Genomic DNA, 15,035 nt, shown 5'->3' with positions numbered 1-15,035 from the left:
CTTTTATCAGCGGCGCTGTCGTGAGATTAACATTCAACCGATTTGGCGGCCTGCGACGATTGTACATAATCATGCAGTTTCCATGGCAAAAAAGTGCAGAAAAAAGGCGCCGAAAACGGCGCCTGGGGAAAGGATCACAGCGTGGTCAGGCGGTAATGGCGGCCACTTCGTTGGCGATCGCCGTCAGCGCATCGTGGCGGGCATAATCCTCACGCACCAGCGCTGCGCGTTGTCGATAGATCGGCTGCTGCAGAATGCGCGTCGCCGCCGCCAGGATCTGTTCAGGGCTCGGCGTGCTGGTGTGCAGGCTGATGCCGCAGCCGGCGGCGACCACGCGCGCGGCCGCCTCCAGTTTGTCTTCGCCCGTGCCGGCGACAATCAGCGGCACGCCGCTGTCCAGCGCATAGTTGATCGAGCCGTAACCGCCATTGGTGATCAGCAGCGCCGTCTCCGGCAGCCAGTGTTCGAAGGAGATGAACTCCCGCACTCTGGCATTGCCCGGCAGCGCGTCCATCAGGCCTTCCGTCGCCCGCCCGCCGGTGGTGGCCAACACCCGCACCGGCAGATGCGCCAGCGCTTGCAGCGTCGGCACGATCAGCTGATGCAGATCGACATTGGCCAGCGTGCCCTGAGACACGATCACCAGCGGCCGATCATCGTCTGCCTCCCACAGCGTTTCTTCCGCCGCCGGCTGGCCGCCGCTGCGCAGCGGGCCGACGAAGCGCACGCCGATCGGCAGATCGTCACGCTCATATTCCAGCGCCGTGGTGGCCAACTGCAGGAAACGCTCGCAGCCGCCGATCAGCGCGTCGGTGAACGGGCGATTCAGCGGCCGCCCGCCCGCCTGCACCAGCGCGGCATCAAAGCTTTGCTGCACCTCATCAAGCAACACCCGCGTTTCTTCATCCACCAACTGCTCACGGGTCAGCGCCCGCGGCAGCAGCGCCGGCGGGATGCGCGGGCCATAGAAAATGGCGTCGCGCGAAGAATACGACAGCGGCGTGACGCCGATCCCGAACACCGGCGGCCGTTCGGCGGACTGCAACAGCGGCAGCACGCCGTAGAAGCAGTTCTCCACCATCAGCAGATCGGTCTTTTCGGCGGCGATGGCCGCACGCAGCTGACGATCCAACAGTGGGATCGGCGCGGCGAAGAAGTCTTTCAGCGCCAGCGCCATCTGCGCGTTGCCCGGCGGCAGCGCGGCGCGCTCGGGGAAATGCGCCTCCAGGTGGCGATAGTCGAAGTCCACCTGCGCGTCGAACGGCACGAAGCTCGCCCCAGCCGCTTCGGCGCGTTCGCGGAACAGCGCGCCGGTCATCACTCGCACCTGATGCCCTTGGGCAATCAGGTGGCGAGCGATGGCTAACATCGGGTAGACGTGCCCCGGAGTGGCGACCGCCGCCATCAGTATCCTTGCCATAATGCTCCTTTTAAGCTTCTGCGTTGGCCGGCTTCAGCGCCAGATTGGCGCACACCGGATTGCTTTGAATATGCACGCGCTGCAAATGACGCGCGGAACGGGCGGTAAAGCCCTCACGGCCGTGCAGTAGCGAGAAGTTGTCCGCCACCACCACGTCGCCCTGTTGCCACTGATGGGCATAATAGTGACGCGGATCGTACAGATGCTGCTGCAGAGTGTGGTGGAACTGTTCCTGCTGTTGTTCCGGCACGCCGTCATATTCCAGCGCATGTTGATTGAGGAATTTTTTCCCTTCCGTCGGCGGTTCATTGTAGCGCATGATCAAGCCCCTGCCGTTCGGGTGCTGCACCACCAGCGGCGAACAGACTTCACCGCCGTAATGCACCACCTGCTTGATACGGTAGGTGATCGAGACCGACAGCCACTGATCCAGCAACGCTTCGTCCGCATTGGCCAGCAGCCGCGTGGTATCGACGAAGGTAGTGCACCCGCCTTCGTCCGGCGACGGCGCCGCCACGCAGTGGAACAGCTGGAATTCGGGAATAGTCGGCTTATACATGCCATCCCAATGCAGCGGGACGTAGCTGCTGTCGAAAATATGATCCTTGGCGTCCGGATGTTCCTTCACGTCCAGCACCGCGCCGAACGGCCACATCATGATCTCGCCCCACTGCTCGGCGTAGCGCGTCAGAACCTCCCCATCGCTGAAACCGGAGTCGAATCCGCGCAGCACCAGCAAATGATGTTCCTGCGCCAGCGCCCGCAGCGCTGCCACCGGCAGTTCGCCGATCTTTTGCCCCGGATGCTGCGGCGTCAGGATCGCGCCAAACGGGGTATTCGGTTGAATATGGCAATTAAGCGGTTGGTTATTCATCGGTGATTCTCCTTGCATCGAATGTGCTGCTCACACGGCAACGTGCCGTCAAAAACGCGTCCGCCAGGATTTCGGGCGCAAAAGCCTGCAGCGGCCTCAGGCCATCTGCGGTTGTTCGATCAGGTAATGGCTCGGCGTGCCGCGGATCGCCACCAATTCGCCGTCCAGGCTCTGCGCGTCTTTACGCTTCATCAGCACGAACTGGCCGTTCACGTTGGCTGCCACGCCATGCCACGGCGTCAGCCAATCGTCTTTGGTCGGCATCATGTGGATGCCCATTTTCAGACTGTCGACCGGCTGCGGGTGAATCGACAGCCGGATCGCCGCCGGGAAATGCTGCGCCAGCAGATTGCCCCAGGCCCAGCTACGCTGGATCACTCCGCAGGCGCGCCGTTTGGCGTCTTTCTGCAGCGCGGCGTTGGAACCGCTGTAGCCCGGCAGTTGGCTGTCTTCATACAGGAAGCGCGTGATGGCGCGGTACAGCAAGAGGCCCTGTTCGTCCTGCATCAACTGCTGTTTGATCGCCTCTTCCGATTCGGCATAGCCCTCCACCAACAGTTGGCGCAGCAGATCGTAATCATCGGTATGTTCAGCCAGGCCTTTGACGTCGCCGAGGTTGAATACGCTGAGATGCGTCGCGCCCACTTCATGCAGCAGGTTTTCAATTTCGCGCTGATAGTGGTTGATCGCTTCGTCACTGACGCGGATCAGATCGCCGAACACGTGGCCATCTGAGCAGATAACAATATGCGCGCCCGGCGGGTAGTAGAGTTGAATGCGCTGGCATAGCGAGTTGAGGAAGATCAGCGACAGCCGCTCCGCCATGTCCGGCACCGCGCCGATCACCTTGTTGGTGTTGGGCGACTTGGTCGGGAAGGCCGGCAGCACGAATTCGATACGTTGCTCGTTTTCGATGAATGCCCGAATGCGCGGCAATTGCACCTGAGTGACCCGCCGTTCTTCTTCAGCGATCGAGGTGTCGTCGCCGGGGAAACGGCGGCGGTATTGCAATAATTCACGTAGGATCTTTAACGATATTTCTTCTTTCTGAGCGCTGTCCACAATGAGCTCCTGTTACGATGTGGTGCGGGAGTATTATTGATAAGCGCAATAAGATTTATCAAAAAGAGAAAAAATCTCTGCAAAATAATAATCAGCCCGTCGTTTATATGCTTCAGGCAATATAGAAGAGATGATGCTATATTATTAGCCCGTATAATTCACAATCTTGGTTAAGTTGTGCTTAACAAACTATGAGCAATATTTTAAAACGCATGGCCATTTTCTCAAAAGTGGTCGATTGCGGCGCATTCAGCATGGCGGCAAAAGAATTGGGCATGACGACCTCCGCCGTCAGCCAACATATTCGCCAGCTGGAGGAGCATCTGGGCATTCAATTACTGTTGCGATCGACGCGTTCATTGAGTCTGACCGAAGCAGGATTGTGTTTTTATGAAGATTGCCTGCTGATGATCCACGCTGCCGAACGTGGCCAACAACGGATCGCCGCGCTGCGCGGAGAACTGGTCGGCGAACTGCGCGTCGCCACTTCCACCGAATTCGCCACTCACTATCTGGTGCCGGCGTTGCAAAGCTTTCTCGACGAGCATCCTCGGCTCACGCTGCGGCTGGAGATCCACGATGAGAAGATAGACCTGATCGCGCAACGCATCGATCTGGCGATACGCGGCGGCGTGCTGGCCGATTCCAGCTACGTTTCCACGCGGTTGGCCCGCTGCCGCGAAGTGTTGTGCGCCTCACCGGCCTACCTGGCACACCACGGCGTGCCGGATTCGCCGCAGGCGCTGACCCATCACCATTGGGTCACCTTTACGCCGCTCGGCAACCCACAGTTTGTCCGTCTTATCCATCGCAACGGCGATGAACACCGCATGCGCATGACCGGGCGTTTGTTCACCAACAGCGGTATGGCGATGAAGGAGTTGGCGTTGACCGGCAAGGGCATCATTCGCAATTTCTTCGCCAATGTTGAACGTGAATTGCGCAGCGGCGAGCTGATTGAAATATTGCCCGATTGGCGCTTACCGGAAATTAATTGCTACGCCATTATGCCACGTAGGGAGATCCAGCCATTAAAAGTCAGACGATTGCTGGAACATATGAAACTCTATTTGCAGGAGAAGGGATTAACCGCCGTAGAACATATTCGGCAGGAATAAAATAAGAAACATCTGCAACATCCATTATTGTAATTATTGTAATCACTTTGCCAACACCGGGCCTATTTAGATTGCAGCCTAATGATATTCTTATTAATGACTTTTCGCCAGCCTATATAATTAATCACACCGACGTTATTTCAAATGCTCAGAATAAATTTGACTTTAGTTAGCAGAAAATTTGAATATGCATGGAGTGTTATTTTTTACGCGGCTCGCTTTCCAAAAAAAAACGGGAAGCCTAAGCCCCCCGTTGTCATTCACTCACGCACCTCAGTCAATCTGACGGACGTCCACGCGCAGCTCTTTCGGCACTTCGAACACGATGTTCTCTTCGCGCCCGCTGATTTCATGCACGTCCAGGCCGCCCAGCGCTTTCAGGCGGGAGATCACCTCCTGCACCAGCACGTCCGGCGCCGAGGCGCCGGCGGTAACGCCGATATTGCGCGCTTCGCTCAGCCAGCTTTCCTGAATATCCGCCGCCGAATCGATCAGATAAGCCGGTTTGCCCACGCGCTGCGCCAGTTCGGCCAGACGGTTAGAGTTGGAAGAGTTCTTCGACCCCACCACCAGCACCACGTCCGCATCGCCGGCCAGGTTGCGCACCGCTTCCTGACGGTTGGTGGTGGCGTAGCAAATGTCATCCTTGCGCGGACCGATAATGCTCGGGAAGCGCTGACGCAGCGCATCGATCACGTCCGAGGTATCATCAACCGACAGCGTGGTCTGCGTCATGAAGCACAGGTTGTTTTCGTCTTTCACCTGCAGCTTCCACACGTCTTCCGGCGATTCGACCAGGTACATGCCGCCCTGCGGGTTGCTGTACTGGCCCATGGTGCCTTCCACCTCCGGGTGCCCGGCATGGCCGATCAGGATCGCTTCGGTGCCGCGGCGGCTGGCGCGCGCCACTTCCATATGCACCTTGGTCACCAGAGGACAGGTGGCGTCGAACAGCATGGTCAGATCGCGCGCCTTGGCTTCGGCGCGCACCGCCTGAGAAACGCCGTGCGCCGAGAAGATCAGGATAGAGCCGTCCGGCACTTCGGCGATCTCTTCGATAAACACCGCGCCGCGCTCACGCAGGCTGTCGACCACGTAGCGGTTGTGCACCACTTCATGTCGAACGTAGATCGGCGCGCCATATAGCTCCAGCGCGCGTTCCACGATGCTGATCGCACGATCAACCCCGGCGCAGAAGCCGCGCGGGTTAGCCAGCAATATTTGCATGCGTCTCCTCCTGCTGCGGATCGATCTCCAGCACTTCGATGTCGAAGGTCACCGGATGGCCCGCCAGCGGATGGTTGAAATCGACGGTGATTGAATCCTCCGCCACCGCGCGCACCACGCCCGGCATTTCGCTGCCGTCGATGGCGGTAAACAGCATGATGGTGCCCACGTCCGGCACGCCGGTTTCCGCGAAGTCGCGGCGCGAGAAGAACTGGACCAGATCCGGGTTCTCCGCGCCGAACGCCGCTTCCGGCTGCAGGGTAAAGGCGCGCTTGTCGCCCGCGCGCAGGCCGAGCAGTTGCTCTTCCAGCGGCGCCGACAGGCTGCCGTCACCCAGGCGGAACAGCGCCGGTTTGCCGCTGCTGCGGGTGGATTCGGCGGTCGAACCGTCTTCCAGTTTCAGCGTGAAGTGAACCAGCACCGCGCTGTCACTGATAACCTGAGCCGTCATATTACTCACCTTTACTCTTTGCGTCTTTGTTCGCCGGCGACAAGAAACCTTCCAGCACGATCATCGCCGCGCCCACGCAGATAAAGCTGTCCGCCAGATTGAAGGTCGGGTAGTGCCAGTCACCGACGTAGAAGTCGATGAAATCGACCACAAAACCGTGCCACAGGCGATCGAACAGGTTGCCCAGCGCCCCGCCGATGATGAAGGCGTAGGCGATGTTGTTCAGCTTCTGCTGCGCCGCGCTGCGGTACATCATCACCAGCAGCACCGCGACGATGGCGATGGCGATGCCGGCGAAGAACCAGCGCTGCCAACCGCCGTGATCGGCCAGGAAGCTGAACGCGGCGCCGTAGTTGCGCGCGTAAAACAGGTTGAACGACGGGATCAACGGCTGGGACTGGCCCAGCGTAAAGTTAGCGAGGATCCACTGCTTGCTGCCGAAATCCAGCGCCAGCACCGCCACTACAACCCACAGCCAACGCAGGCCGGTCGAACAAATTGGTTTACTCATCAGGCGCGAGTTCTCAGGCAAAGTTACGCTTCTCGCCGTCACCGGCGACGTTGCTCACACAGCGGCCGCAGATGTCTGCGTGCTCCGCCACCAGGCCGATATCGGTGGTGTAATGCCAGCAGCGCGGGCACTTCTCACCTGGCGCCGTGCTGAAGGCGATTTTCAGCCCTTTCAGCAGCTCGGAAGCCTGCGCGTCGGCCGGCGCATCCGCCAAAGGCGCAACGCTTGCCGCAGAGGTCAGCAGCACAAAGCGCAGCTCATCCTGCAGGCTGTTCAGACGCGCCGCCAACTCGCTGTCGGCATACAGCGTCACCGCCGCTTCCAGCGAACCGCCGAGGCGTTTGTCGGCACGCGCCTGCTCCAGCACCTTGTTCACTTCGCCGCGCACTTTCAGCAGCTCAGCCCAGAAAGCGTCGTTCATCGACTCGCCTTCCGCCAGCCCGAACAGGCCGTCGTACCACTCTTCAGTGAACACGTACTGCGCGCGTTTGCCCGGCATGAAGCCCCAGATCTCGTCTGCGGTGAACGACATGATCGGCGCCATCCAGCGCACCAGCGCTTCGACGATGTGATACAGCGCGGTCTGGCAGCTGCGGCGGGCGACGCTGTCGCTCTTCGCGGTGTACTGACGATCCTTGATGATATCCAGGTAGAAGGAGCCCATCTCGACCGAACAGAACTGCATCAGGCGCTGCACCACTTCGTGGAAATCGTAGTTGGCGTAAGCCTGCTCGATATCCCGCTGCGCCGCCAGCGCGCGGCCGACCGCCCAGCGATCCAGCACCACCATGTCTTCCGGCGCCACGCAATCGGTGCTCGGCTCGAACCCGTTCAGGTTGGCCAGCAGGAAGCGCGCGGTGTTGCGGATGCGGCGATAAGAGTCGGCGGAGCGCTTGAGGATCTCGTCGGACACCGCGATCTCGCCGGTGTAATCGGTCGACGCCACCCACAGACGCAGAATGTCGCCGCCCAGCTTGTTCATCACGTCCTGCGGGCTGACGGTGTTGCCGATCGATTTGGACATCTTGCGGCCCTGACCGTCGACGGTGAAGCCGTGGGTCAGCACTTCCTTGTACGGCGCCTTGCCCTTCATCGCGGTGGAAATCATCAGCGATGACATGAACCAGCCGCGGTGTTGGTCGGAGCCTTCCAGATACATGTCGGCGCCGTGGCCGTTGAATTCAGGACGCACGTCGACAACCGAGGCGTGGGTGGAACCGGAATCGAACCACACGTCCAGCGTATCCGGCACTTTCACGTAGTCGGCGGCTTCCGCGCCGAGGATGTCGGCCGCGTCCAGATCCCACCAGGCCTGAATGCCGTCTTGCTCGACGCGTTTGGCCACTTCTTCCATCAGCTCAACGCTGCGCGGGTGCAGCTGCTCGGTCTCTTTATGCACGAACAGCGACATCGGCACGCCCCAGGTGCGCTGACGCGAGATGCACCAGTCCGGGCGGTTGGCGACCATCATTTCGATGCGCGCCTGGCCCCAATCCGGGATCCACTGTACGCCCTTGATCTCTTCCAGCGACTGCTGACGCAGGCCTTTCTGATCCATGCTGATGAACCATTGCGGCGTAGCGCGGAAGATGATCGGCGTCTTGTGGCGCCAGCAGCACGGATAGCTGTGCAGGAACTTCTCGACGTGCAGCAGCGCGCCTTTGTCACGCAGCAGATCGACGATCAGATCGTTGGCCTTGAAGACGAACTTGCCGTCCAGCAGCGGGTAGGTGCCGGTCAGGTAGCAGCCGTTCGGCCCTACCGGGTTGGCCACTTCCAGGCCGTATTTCTGGCCGATCACGAAGTCGTCCGGGCCGTGGCCAGGCGCGGTGTGCACCGCACCGGTACCGGCGTCCAGGGTCACATGCTCGCCGAGGATCGCCGGCACGTCGAAGTCCATGAACGGGTGTTTGAAGCGCAGCAGCTCCAGATCGGCGCCTTTGCAGCTGCCCAGCACCGTCCACTCGGTGATGCCGGCGCGTTTCATCACGCTTTCCACCAGTTCGGCCGCCAGGATCAGGCACTGGCCGTCAACCTGCACCAACTGATAGGTGAAGTCCGGGTGCAGCGAGATCGCGCGGTTGGCCGGCAGGGTCCACGGGGTGGTGGTCCAGATAACCAGCGAAATGGCGCCGCTGAAGTGGCTCACGCCGAACTTGGCCGCCACGGCAGCCGCGTCGGCCGCATGGAAGCTCACGTCGATCGACGGCGAAGTCTTGTCGTAGTACTCCACTTCCGCTTCCGCCAGCGACGAGCCGCAGTCGGTGCACCAGTGAACCGGCTTGGCGCCTTTCAGCAGGTGGCCGTTGCTGATGATCTTGCCCAGCGCGCGGATGATGTTGGCTTCGGTTTTGAAGTCCATCGTCAGGTACGGACGATCCCAGTCGCCCAACACGCCCAGGCGGATGAAGTCCTTCTTCTGGCCTTCAACCTGCTCGGCCGCGTACTCGCGGCACTTCTGGCGGAACTCGGCCGCCGTCAGCTTCTCGCCCGGCTTGCCGTACAGTTGCTCAACCTTCAGTTCGATCGGCAGGCCGTGGCAATCCCAACCCGGCACATAAGGCGAGTCGAAGCCGGCCATCCCTTTCGACTTGATGATAATGTCTTTGAGAATCTTGTTAACCGAGTGACCAATGTGAATGCTGCCGTTCGCATACGGAGGGCCGTCATGCAAAATGAAGGTTTTCTTGCCCTTTTTGGCAGTACGAATAATCCCGTACAGATCCTGTTCATACCAACGTTGCAGCATGCCAGGTTCGCGCTTGGCGAGATCGCCGCGCATCGGGAACCCTGTTTCCGGCAAGTTCAGGGTATTCTTGTAGTCACTCATGAGATTCTCGTTTCCGTTTTCGGCTATTTACCCGTCACACTTCAAGCTGCATCTTTGTCGGCCGCCCTTTCTCACCCGAATCACTTGCCTGTGCAAGCTCATCGGGGTTCGCGCGGTTGCCGCCGCGATGCAACTCGAATTGTTTAGGGTAAACGATTAAACCAGTGTTTTTAACCCGAAGAACTTCCGGGCCGTCACCACATCATTGGCGATTTGCTGCTTCAGGGCATCCAGCGAAGCAAACCGCTGTTCATTGCGCAATTTTGCGCGGAGCACCACCTCAATATGGCGCCCGTAAAGATCCATTGTGACATCCAGCAGATGCACTTCCAGCTGCTGGCGCACGCCGGCGACGGTCGGGCGCGTGCCGATATTGGCCACGCCCGGCAGCGGCTTCGGCCCCAGGCCATACACTTCCACCGCATACACTCCTTTCACCGGCGCCACCAGACGCTTGAGCGGCAGATTGGCGGTCGGGAAGCCGATGGTGCGCCCCAGCTCGTCACCGTGCACCACGCGCCCGGAAATGCTGTACGGGTGGCCCAGCAGGGTCTCCGCCAACGGCAGATCGTCCTCGCTCAGCGCGGTGCGGATCGCGGTGCTGCTGATGCGCCGATCGCCTTCGCGGAAGGTCGGGGTGCTGACCACGTCGAAGCCGTACTCTTTTCCGGCCTGCTGCAATAGCGGAAAATCGCCCTGACGCCCGGCGCCAAAGCGAAAATCATCCCCCACCATCAGGAATTTGACGCCCAGTTTTTCCACCAGCAGCTCGGCGACGAACGCCTGCGCGGTGTTGGCGGCGAAACGCGGATCGAACTTGACGCACAGCAGGTAATCGACGCCCGCCTGCGCCAGATAGTTGGCCTTGTCGCGCAGGCGCGTCAAGCGGGCCGGCGCCTTGTCTGCGGCGAACATCTCCAGCGGCTGCGGCTCAAAGATCATGACCATCACCGGCAGCCCGAGGCGTTGCCCTTGTTGCTTCAACTGCTCCAGCAGCGCCTGATGACCGCGGTGTACGCCGTCAAAGTTGCCGATGGTGAGCACGCAACCATGGTGGCGCGCCCGGATATTGTGAATGCCGCGAATTAGCTCCATAGCTGGCTCAAAACAGTGGAAATCGGCGGATTATACCTTGTACAGCCGGTAAGGTTAACCCGCGATTGGTGCCTTTATGTAATAGACATACCATACCGGAGATAATCTGCGCGTGAAACGGCTTCGCCGCAGTTTATCCGGCGTTGTCGGGGCGATTCTCGACCGCGGCCAACGGCTTGCGCCCGCCGCGGCAAAACATTGGCGAATTTTCTCGCGAAACACTGTATTCCCAAGAGCGAAGCTGGTAAAATCCTGCGCCATCACAACGTAGCGAGTGCCGCCTGTACAAACGGCGCTTATTTGCACAAATCCATTGACAAACGAAGGCTAAAAGGGCATATTCCTCGGCCTTTGAATTGTCCTCAATAGAATATATTTGGGAGTTGGACCTTGGCTAATATCAAATCAGCTAAGAAACGCGCCGTACAGTCTGAGAAACGCCGCAAGCATAACGCAAGCCGTCGCTCAATGGTGCGTACCTTCATCAAGAAGGTAGACGCAGCTATCGCAGCTGGCGACAAAGAAGCAGCACAAAATGCATTCCTGGTAATGCAACCACTGGTGGACCGTCAGGCAGCTAAAGGCCTGATCCACAAAAACAAAGCAGCGCGTCATAAGTCAAACCTGACTGCACGCATCAACGCAATGCAATAAGCATTTCGTTATCTGCTTGATAAAAAAACCGGCTCAGGCCGGTTTTTTTACGTCCTGCGTTCAGTGAACCGCTAGCAGGAAAACAGCGCCGAGAAGTCTTTGTTGCAGACGCGCTGCACCGCCGGATGCTGGATCATGCGCTCGGCGAAGATGATGTAATACTCCTCCTGCACGCTGTCGATACGCCCAATCTCCACCACGTTGTCATCGTTGTAGGTATCCTGCGCATACAGCGTCGGCGCCACGAAGATCGCATTGTGGTACATGCCGAAGGCCTTCATCAGCGCCGCATCGTCAAACTCGCCCAGAATTTCCACCTGAATGCCCTGCGTATTGAACCAGTTGAGCAGCTTGCGCCCCAACATCGAACGGCGGCCGGGGATCAGCAGCTTGCGCTGCTCCAGACAAGCCGGGAACGGCAGGTCCGGCGCCGGTTGGCGACAGAAAAAGCTGATGCCGCACTCGCCCAGCTTCAGCGAGAACAGCCCTTCCTGCTGGCTGGAGTCCACCGGGCAATCCGAGAGGATCATATCCAGCTTGTGCTGGCTAAGCTGCTCCAGCAGCATCTCGTGCGTCGATTCAAAGCAACGCAGGTGGATCTGCTCGTTGTCCACCACCACCGCCGTTTCCAATACCTGGCTGACCAGCCGCTTCGACAGCGCATCCGCTACGCCGACGTCGAACAGCAGGTTGGACTCTTTGCGGTAGTTGACGATATCCAGCATTTCCTGGCTGAGCATAAACATCTTGTCGGCATAGCGGAACACCAACTGCCCCAGCTCCGAAGGCACCAACCCGCGCCCCTGGCGTTTGAACAGCTTGCCGTCCAACCGCTCTTCCAGCGCTTTGATCTGGCCGGTGATGGTCTGCGGCGTCAGAAACAACGCTTCGGCGGCACCAACCACGGAACCGGCCTTGCAGACCTGCCAGAAATAGTAAAGGTGATTAAAGTTGATATGCGACATCCTCACGAGCGGCTCTCCTTAACAACGTTTCGCAGCGGCAAACGGTGTGCCGTGACGAGCGACAAACTTCCTTTCCCTGCTTCAGACAACGTATAACCCCATTAGTCCCAACGAAGAACGGCCGAAGCTGCACATATTTTATACCGTACAGCTCCGACCAGCCATTTTATTATGTGCCTTTACCGGGCACATTCAGGATTAACGCACGCGCGGCAACGCCAGACGCAGCAATCCATACCCTACCACCGCCGCAGTGGTGGAGCCCAACAGGATCCCCAGGCGGGAATAGGTGCTGAGCGCCGCATCTGCATCGCCAAACGCCAGCGAGGCGATAAAAATCGACATGGTGAAACCAATGCCGCAGAGCACCGAAACGGCAAACACCTGTTTGAAGCCGATGCCTTCAGGCAAACGGGCGATGCCCATTTTCACCGCCAGCAGGCTGAAGAGGAAAATCCCCAGCGGCTTGCCGATAAACAGCCCAGCCGCAATCCCGACCGGCAGCAGCGACGTTAACCCTTCCAGCGATACGCCCTGCAAAGAGACCCCGGCGTTGGCGAAAGCGAACAGCGGCAGGATCATAAACGCGACCCAAGGGTGCAACTCATGCTCCAGCGTTTCCGACGGCGATGGCCCCTTTTTGACGTTCAACGGGATCATAAAGCCGACGATCACCCCGGCCAGCGTCGCATGCACCCCAGACTTGAGGATCGCCACCCACAACACCAGGCCAACCATCATGTATAACGAGGTCTTGCCCACGCCGCGCCAGTTCATCACCGCCAGCAGCGCCGTCGCCGCCGCCGCCACGCCCAGCGCCACCATCGACACTTCGTGGGTGTAGAACAGTGCGATGATGATAATCACGCCCAGGTCGTCGATGATCGCCAACGCCAGCAGGAACACTTTCAGGCTGGTCGGCACGCGGTTGCCCAGCAGCGCCATTACGCCAAGCGCGAAGGCGATATCGGTCGCAGCCGGGATCGCCCAACCCTGGCGGGTGACGTCATCCGCGCCGTTGAACAGCAGGTAAATCAGCGCCGGCGCTAGCATGCCGCCCAGCGCGGCGATCGCCGGAAACACCGCCTTATCGCGCCCGGACAGCGAGCCTTGCATCAGCTCGCGCTTGACCTCCAGCCCCACCACCAGGAAGAAGATGGCCATCAGGCCATCGTTGATCCACAGCAGCAGCGGCTTGGCGATCTCCAGCGAAGCAATCTTCACCATCACCGGCAGGTTAAGGAATGCCTGATAGATCCCCTGCGCCGGGGTGTTGGCCATGATCAGGGCGACGATCGCCGCCGCGATCAGAATGATACCGCCCGCGGCTTCCTGACGTAAAAATTGACGAATGATGTTGGTCACAGTACGTCTCTCCAAATCTGTGCAGGACGTAGCGCCCTGCGAACCACAGTCATGAAGTGAGTATAGAGGGCGTTTTAGTTCGAAAAAATAAGTTTATAAATGCTAAATAGCTCGGAAAAACCGATAAAAAGCACGAATAAGTCACACTTATATTATGGAATTTGCGGTTTGGCGCGCAAATAAAAACCCCGGAACAGAAGTCCGGGGTTCGTACATAAACCAAAAGAAACAGTAGGTTAGCGAGTCAGATCGTCAAAGAACTTTTTCACCCCGTCGAAGAAGCTCTTCGAACGCGGGCTGTTCTTGTCGCCGGACGGGCCACCCAGGCTCTCTTCCAGCTCACGCAGCAGCTGCTTCTGCTTGTCGTTCAGATTGACCGGGGTTTCCACCACCACGCGACACAGCAGGTCGCCCTGGCTGCCGCCGCGCACCGATTTCACGCCCTTGCCGCGCATGCGGAACAGCTTGCCGGTTTGGGTCTCCGAAGGCACCTTCAGTTTCACCCGGCCGTCCAGCGTCGGCACTTCAATCTCGCCGCCCAGCGCCGCCATGGCGAAGTTGATCGGCACTTCACAGTACAGGTTGTTGCCTTCACGCTCGAAGATCGGGTGCGCCTTCACCTGCACCTGAACGTACAGATCGCCCGCCGGTGCGCCGTGTTCGCCGGCTTCACCTTCACCCGCCAGGCGGATACGGTCGCCGGTATCGACGCCGGCCGGAATTTTCACCGACAGCGTCTTGGATTTTTCTACCCGGCCGTGGCCGTGGCACTTGTTGCACGGATCTTTGATAATCTGACCGCGGCCATGGCAATGCGGACACGCCTGTTGCACGGTGAAGAAGCCCTGACGCATCTGCACCTGGCCCTGACCGTGACAGGTTGGACAGGTCACCGGCGAGCTGCCCGGTTTGGCGCCGCTGCCGTGGCAGACGTCGCACTCTTCCAGCGTCGGGATGCGGATCTCTTTGGTGACGCCACGTACCGCTTCCTCGAGGGTCAGCTCCATGTTATAGCGCAGATCGGAACCGCGGCTGGCGCGCTGACGGCGGCCTCCGCCGAAGATGTCGCCAAACACGTCGCCAAAGATATCGCTGAAGTCGGCGCCGCCGCCAAAGCCGCCGCCGCCCATGCCGCCCTGTTCAAAGGCCGCGTGCCCATACTGGTCGTAGGCCGCGCGTTTCTGGTCGTCGGTCAGAACTTCGTAAGCTTCTTTAACTTCTTTAAACTTGGTTTCGGCGTCTTGTTCCTGGTTGCGGTCAGGATGGTATTTCATCGCCAGGCGTTTATACGCCTTTTTGATCTCACGTTCATCCGCCGTCTTGCTGACGCCGAGAATCTCGTAATAGTCTTTCTTCGCCATTCTTTCGCTTACCCTTAACATGCGTGCACGGGCGCAGAGTTGCCTCGACGCCCGTGCTGGTTTCCGGGAACGACACCTCGGCCGCCCCGTGCCCGCTTAAGG

General features: G+C 59.4%; 13 protein-coding genes. 2 read left to right on the top strand and 11 right to left on the bottom strand.

The window, feature by feature from the left end; all coding sequences use genetic code 11:
- Positions 1-145: 145 nt before the first annotated feature.
- The 3 genes from J0F90_RS03375 to pvcA all read right to left on the bottom strand — a co-directional run bounded on the left by J0F90_RS03375 (position 146) and on the right by pvcA (position 3,356).
- On the bottom strand, positions 146-1,405 hold the full coding sequence (locus tag J0F90_RS03375; RefSeq protein WP_033641232.1) for a glycosyltransferase: 1,260 nt from the start codon (positions 1,403-1,405) through the stop codon (positions 146-148).
- Between the two features lie 25 nt (positions 1,406-1,430).
- Entirely contained in the window at positions 1,431-2,294 is an 864-nt protein-coding gene (locus J0F90_RS03370; protein ID WP_033641231.1) for a TauD/TfdA dioxygenase family protein, read from the bottom strand.
- Positions 2,295-2,390: 96 nt separating this feature from the next.
- Positions 2,391-3,356, bottom strand: a complete 966-nt coding sequence (gene pvcA / locus J0F90_RS03365) for an L-tyrosine isonitrile synthase (RefSeq protein ID WP_033641230.1) — start codon at positions 3,354-3,356, stop codon at positions 2,391-2,393.
- A gap of 191 nt (positions 3,357-3,547) precedes the next feature.
- On the opposite strand from pvcA, the gene J0F90_RS03360 reads away from it, so the two are divergent.
- Positions 3,548-4,474, top strand: coding sequence for a LysR family transcriptional regulator (locus J0F90_RS03360; protein ID WP_028127864.1), 927 nt, complete (start codon positions 3,548-3,550; stop codon positions 4,472-4,474).
- Positions 4,475-4,747: 273 nt separating this feature from the next.
- Here J0F90_RS03360 and ispH read toward each other — a convergent pair whose 3' ends face one another.
- The 5 genes from ispH to ribF form a co-directional block, all read right to left on the bottom strand.
- A complete protein-coding gene (gene ispH / locus J0F90_RS03355) occupies positions 4,748-5,701 on the bottom strand; it encodes a 4-hydroxy-3-methylbut-2-enyl diphosphate reductase (protein WP_033641229.1) in 954 nt (317 codons plus the stop codon).
- Complete coding sequence (gene fkpB / locus J0F90_RS03350) at positions 5,682-6,152, bottom strand: FKBP-type peptidyl-prolyl cis-trans isomerase (RefSeq protein WP_016929135.1); 471 nt, start codon at positions 6,150-6,152, stop codon at positions 5,682-5,684. The genes ispH and fkpB overlap by 20 nt, the downstream gene beginning before the upstream one ends.
- A gap of 1 nt (position 6,153) precedes the next feature.
- Positions 6,154-6,663, bottom strand: coding sequence for a signal peptidase II (lspA, locus tag J0F90_RS03345; RefSeq protein WP_016929136.1), 510 nt, complete (start codon positions 6,661-6,663; stop codon positions 6,154-6,156).
- A 13-nt stretch (positions 6,664-6,676) separates the two neighbouring features.
- Positions 6,677-9,493, bottom strand: coding sequence for an isoleucine--tRNA ligase (gene ileS / locus J0F90_RS03340; RefSeq protein ID WP_016929137.1), 2,817 nt, complete (start codon positions 9,491-9,493; stop codon positions 6,677-6,679).
- A gap of 156 nt (positions 9,494-9,649) precedes the next feature.
- A complete protein-coding gene (gene ribF, locus J0F90_RS03335) occupies positions 9,650-10,588 on the bottom strand; it encodes a bifunctional riboflavin kinase/FAD synthetase (RefSeq protein ID WP_033641228.1) in 939 nt (312 codons plus the stop codon).
- 390 nt (positions 10,589-10,978) lie between these two features.
- On the opposite strand from ribF, the gene rpsT reads away from it, so the two are divergent.
- Positions 10,979-11,242 carry a 30S ribosomal protein S20 gene (gene rpsT, locus J0F90_RS03330; protein ID WP_004932960.1) on the top strand — a complete coding sequence of 88 codons (264 nt, stop codon included), beginning with the start codon at positions 10,979-10,981 and terminating at the stop codon, positions 11,240-11,242.
- 71 nt (positions 11,243-11,313) lie between these two features.
- Here rpsT and nhaR read toward each other — a convergent pair whose 3' ends face one another.
- The 3 genes from nhaR to dnaJ all read right to left on the bottom strand — a co-directional run bounded on the left by nhaR (position 11,314) and on the right by dnaJ (position 14,933).
- On the bottom strand, positions 11,314-12,213 hold the full coding sequence (nhaR, locus tag J0F90_RS03325; RefSeq protein ID WP_028127865.1) for a transcriptional activator NhaR: 900 nt from the start codon (positions 12,211-12,213) through the stop codon (positions 11,314-11,316).
- A 192-nt stretch (positions 12,214-12,405) separates the two neighbouring features.
- Positions 12,406-13,572 carry a Na+/H+ antiporter NhaA gene (gene nhaA / locus J0F90_RS03320; RefSeq protein WP_033641227.1) on the bottom strand — a complete coding sequence of 389 codons (1,167 nt, stop codon included), beginning with the start codon at positions 13,570-13,572 and terminating at the stop codon, positions 12,406-12,408.
- A 236-nt stretch (positions 13,573-13,808) separates the two neighbouring features.
- Positions 13,809-14,933, bottom strand: coding sequence for a molecular chaperone DnaJ (gene dnaJ, locus J0F90_RS03315; protein ID WP_004932969.1), 1,125 nt, complete (start codon positions 14,931-14,933; stop codon positions 13,809-13,811).
- Between the last annotated feature and the right edge of the window lie 102 nt (positions 14,934-15,035).

Source organism: Serratia marcescens subsp. marcescens ATCC 13880 (assembly GCF_017299535.1).
Taxonomy (GTDB): domain Bacteria; phylum Pseudomonadota; class Gammaproteobacteria; order Enterobacterales; family Enterobacteriaceae; genus Serratia; species Serratia marcescens.
The sequence above is the reverse complement of the archived record's forward strand: the minus strand, read 5'-3'. Positions and strand labels throughout refer to the sequence as shown.

Coding starts and splice junctions, on each gene's coding strand:
- J0F90_RS03375 (WP_033641232.1), bottom strand. CDS start 1,405: ATGGCGGCGGTCGCCACTCCGGGGCACGTCTACCCGATGTTAGCCATC.
- J0F90_RS03370 (WP_033641231.1), bottom strand. CDS start 2,294: ATGAATAACCAACCGCTTAATTGCCATATTCAACCGAATACCCCGTTT.
- J0F90_RS03360 (WP_028127864.1), top strand. CDS start 3,548: ATGAGCAATATTTTAAAACGCATGGCCATTTTCTCAAAAGTGGTCGAT.
- ispH (WP_033641229.1), bottom strand. CDS start 5,701: ATGCAAATATTGCTGGCTAACCCGCGCGGCTTCTGCGCCGGGGTTGAT.
- fkpB (WP_016929135.1), bottom strand. CDS start 6,152: ATGACGGCTCAGGTTATCAGTGACAGCGCGGTGCTGGTTCACTTCACG.
- lspA (WP_016929136.1), bottom strand. CDS start 6,663: ATGAGTAAACCAATTTGTTCGACCGGCCTGCGTTGGCTGTGGGTTGTA.
- ileS (WP_016929137.1), bottom strand. CDS start 9,493: ATGAGTGACTACAAGAATACCCTGAACTTGCCGGAAACAGGGTTCCCG.
- ribF (WP_033641228.1), bottom strand. CDS start 10,588: ATGGAGCTAATTCGCGGCATTCACAATATCCGGGCGCGCCACCATGGT.
- dnaJ (WP_004932969.1), bottom strand. CDS start 14,933: ATGGCGAAGAAAGACTATTACGAGATTCTCGGCGTCAGCAAGACGGCG.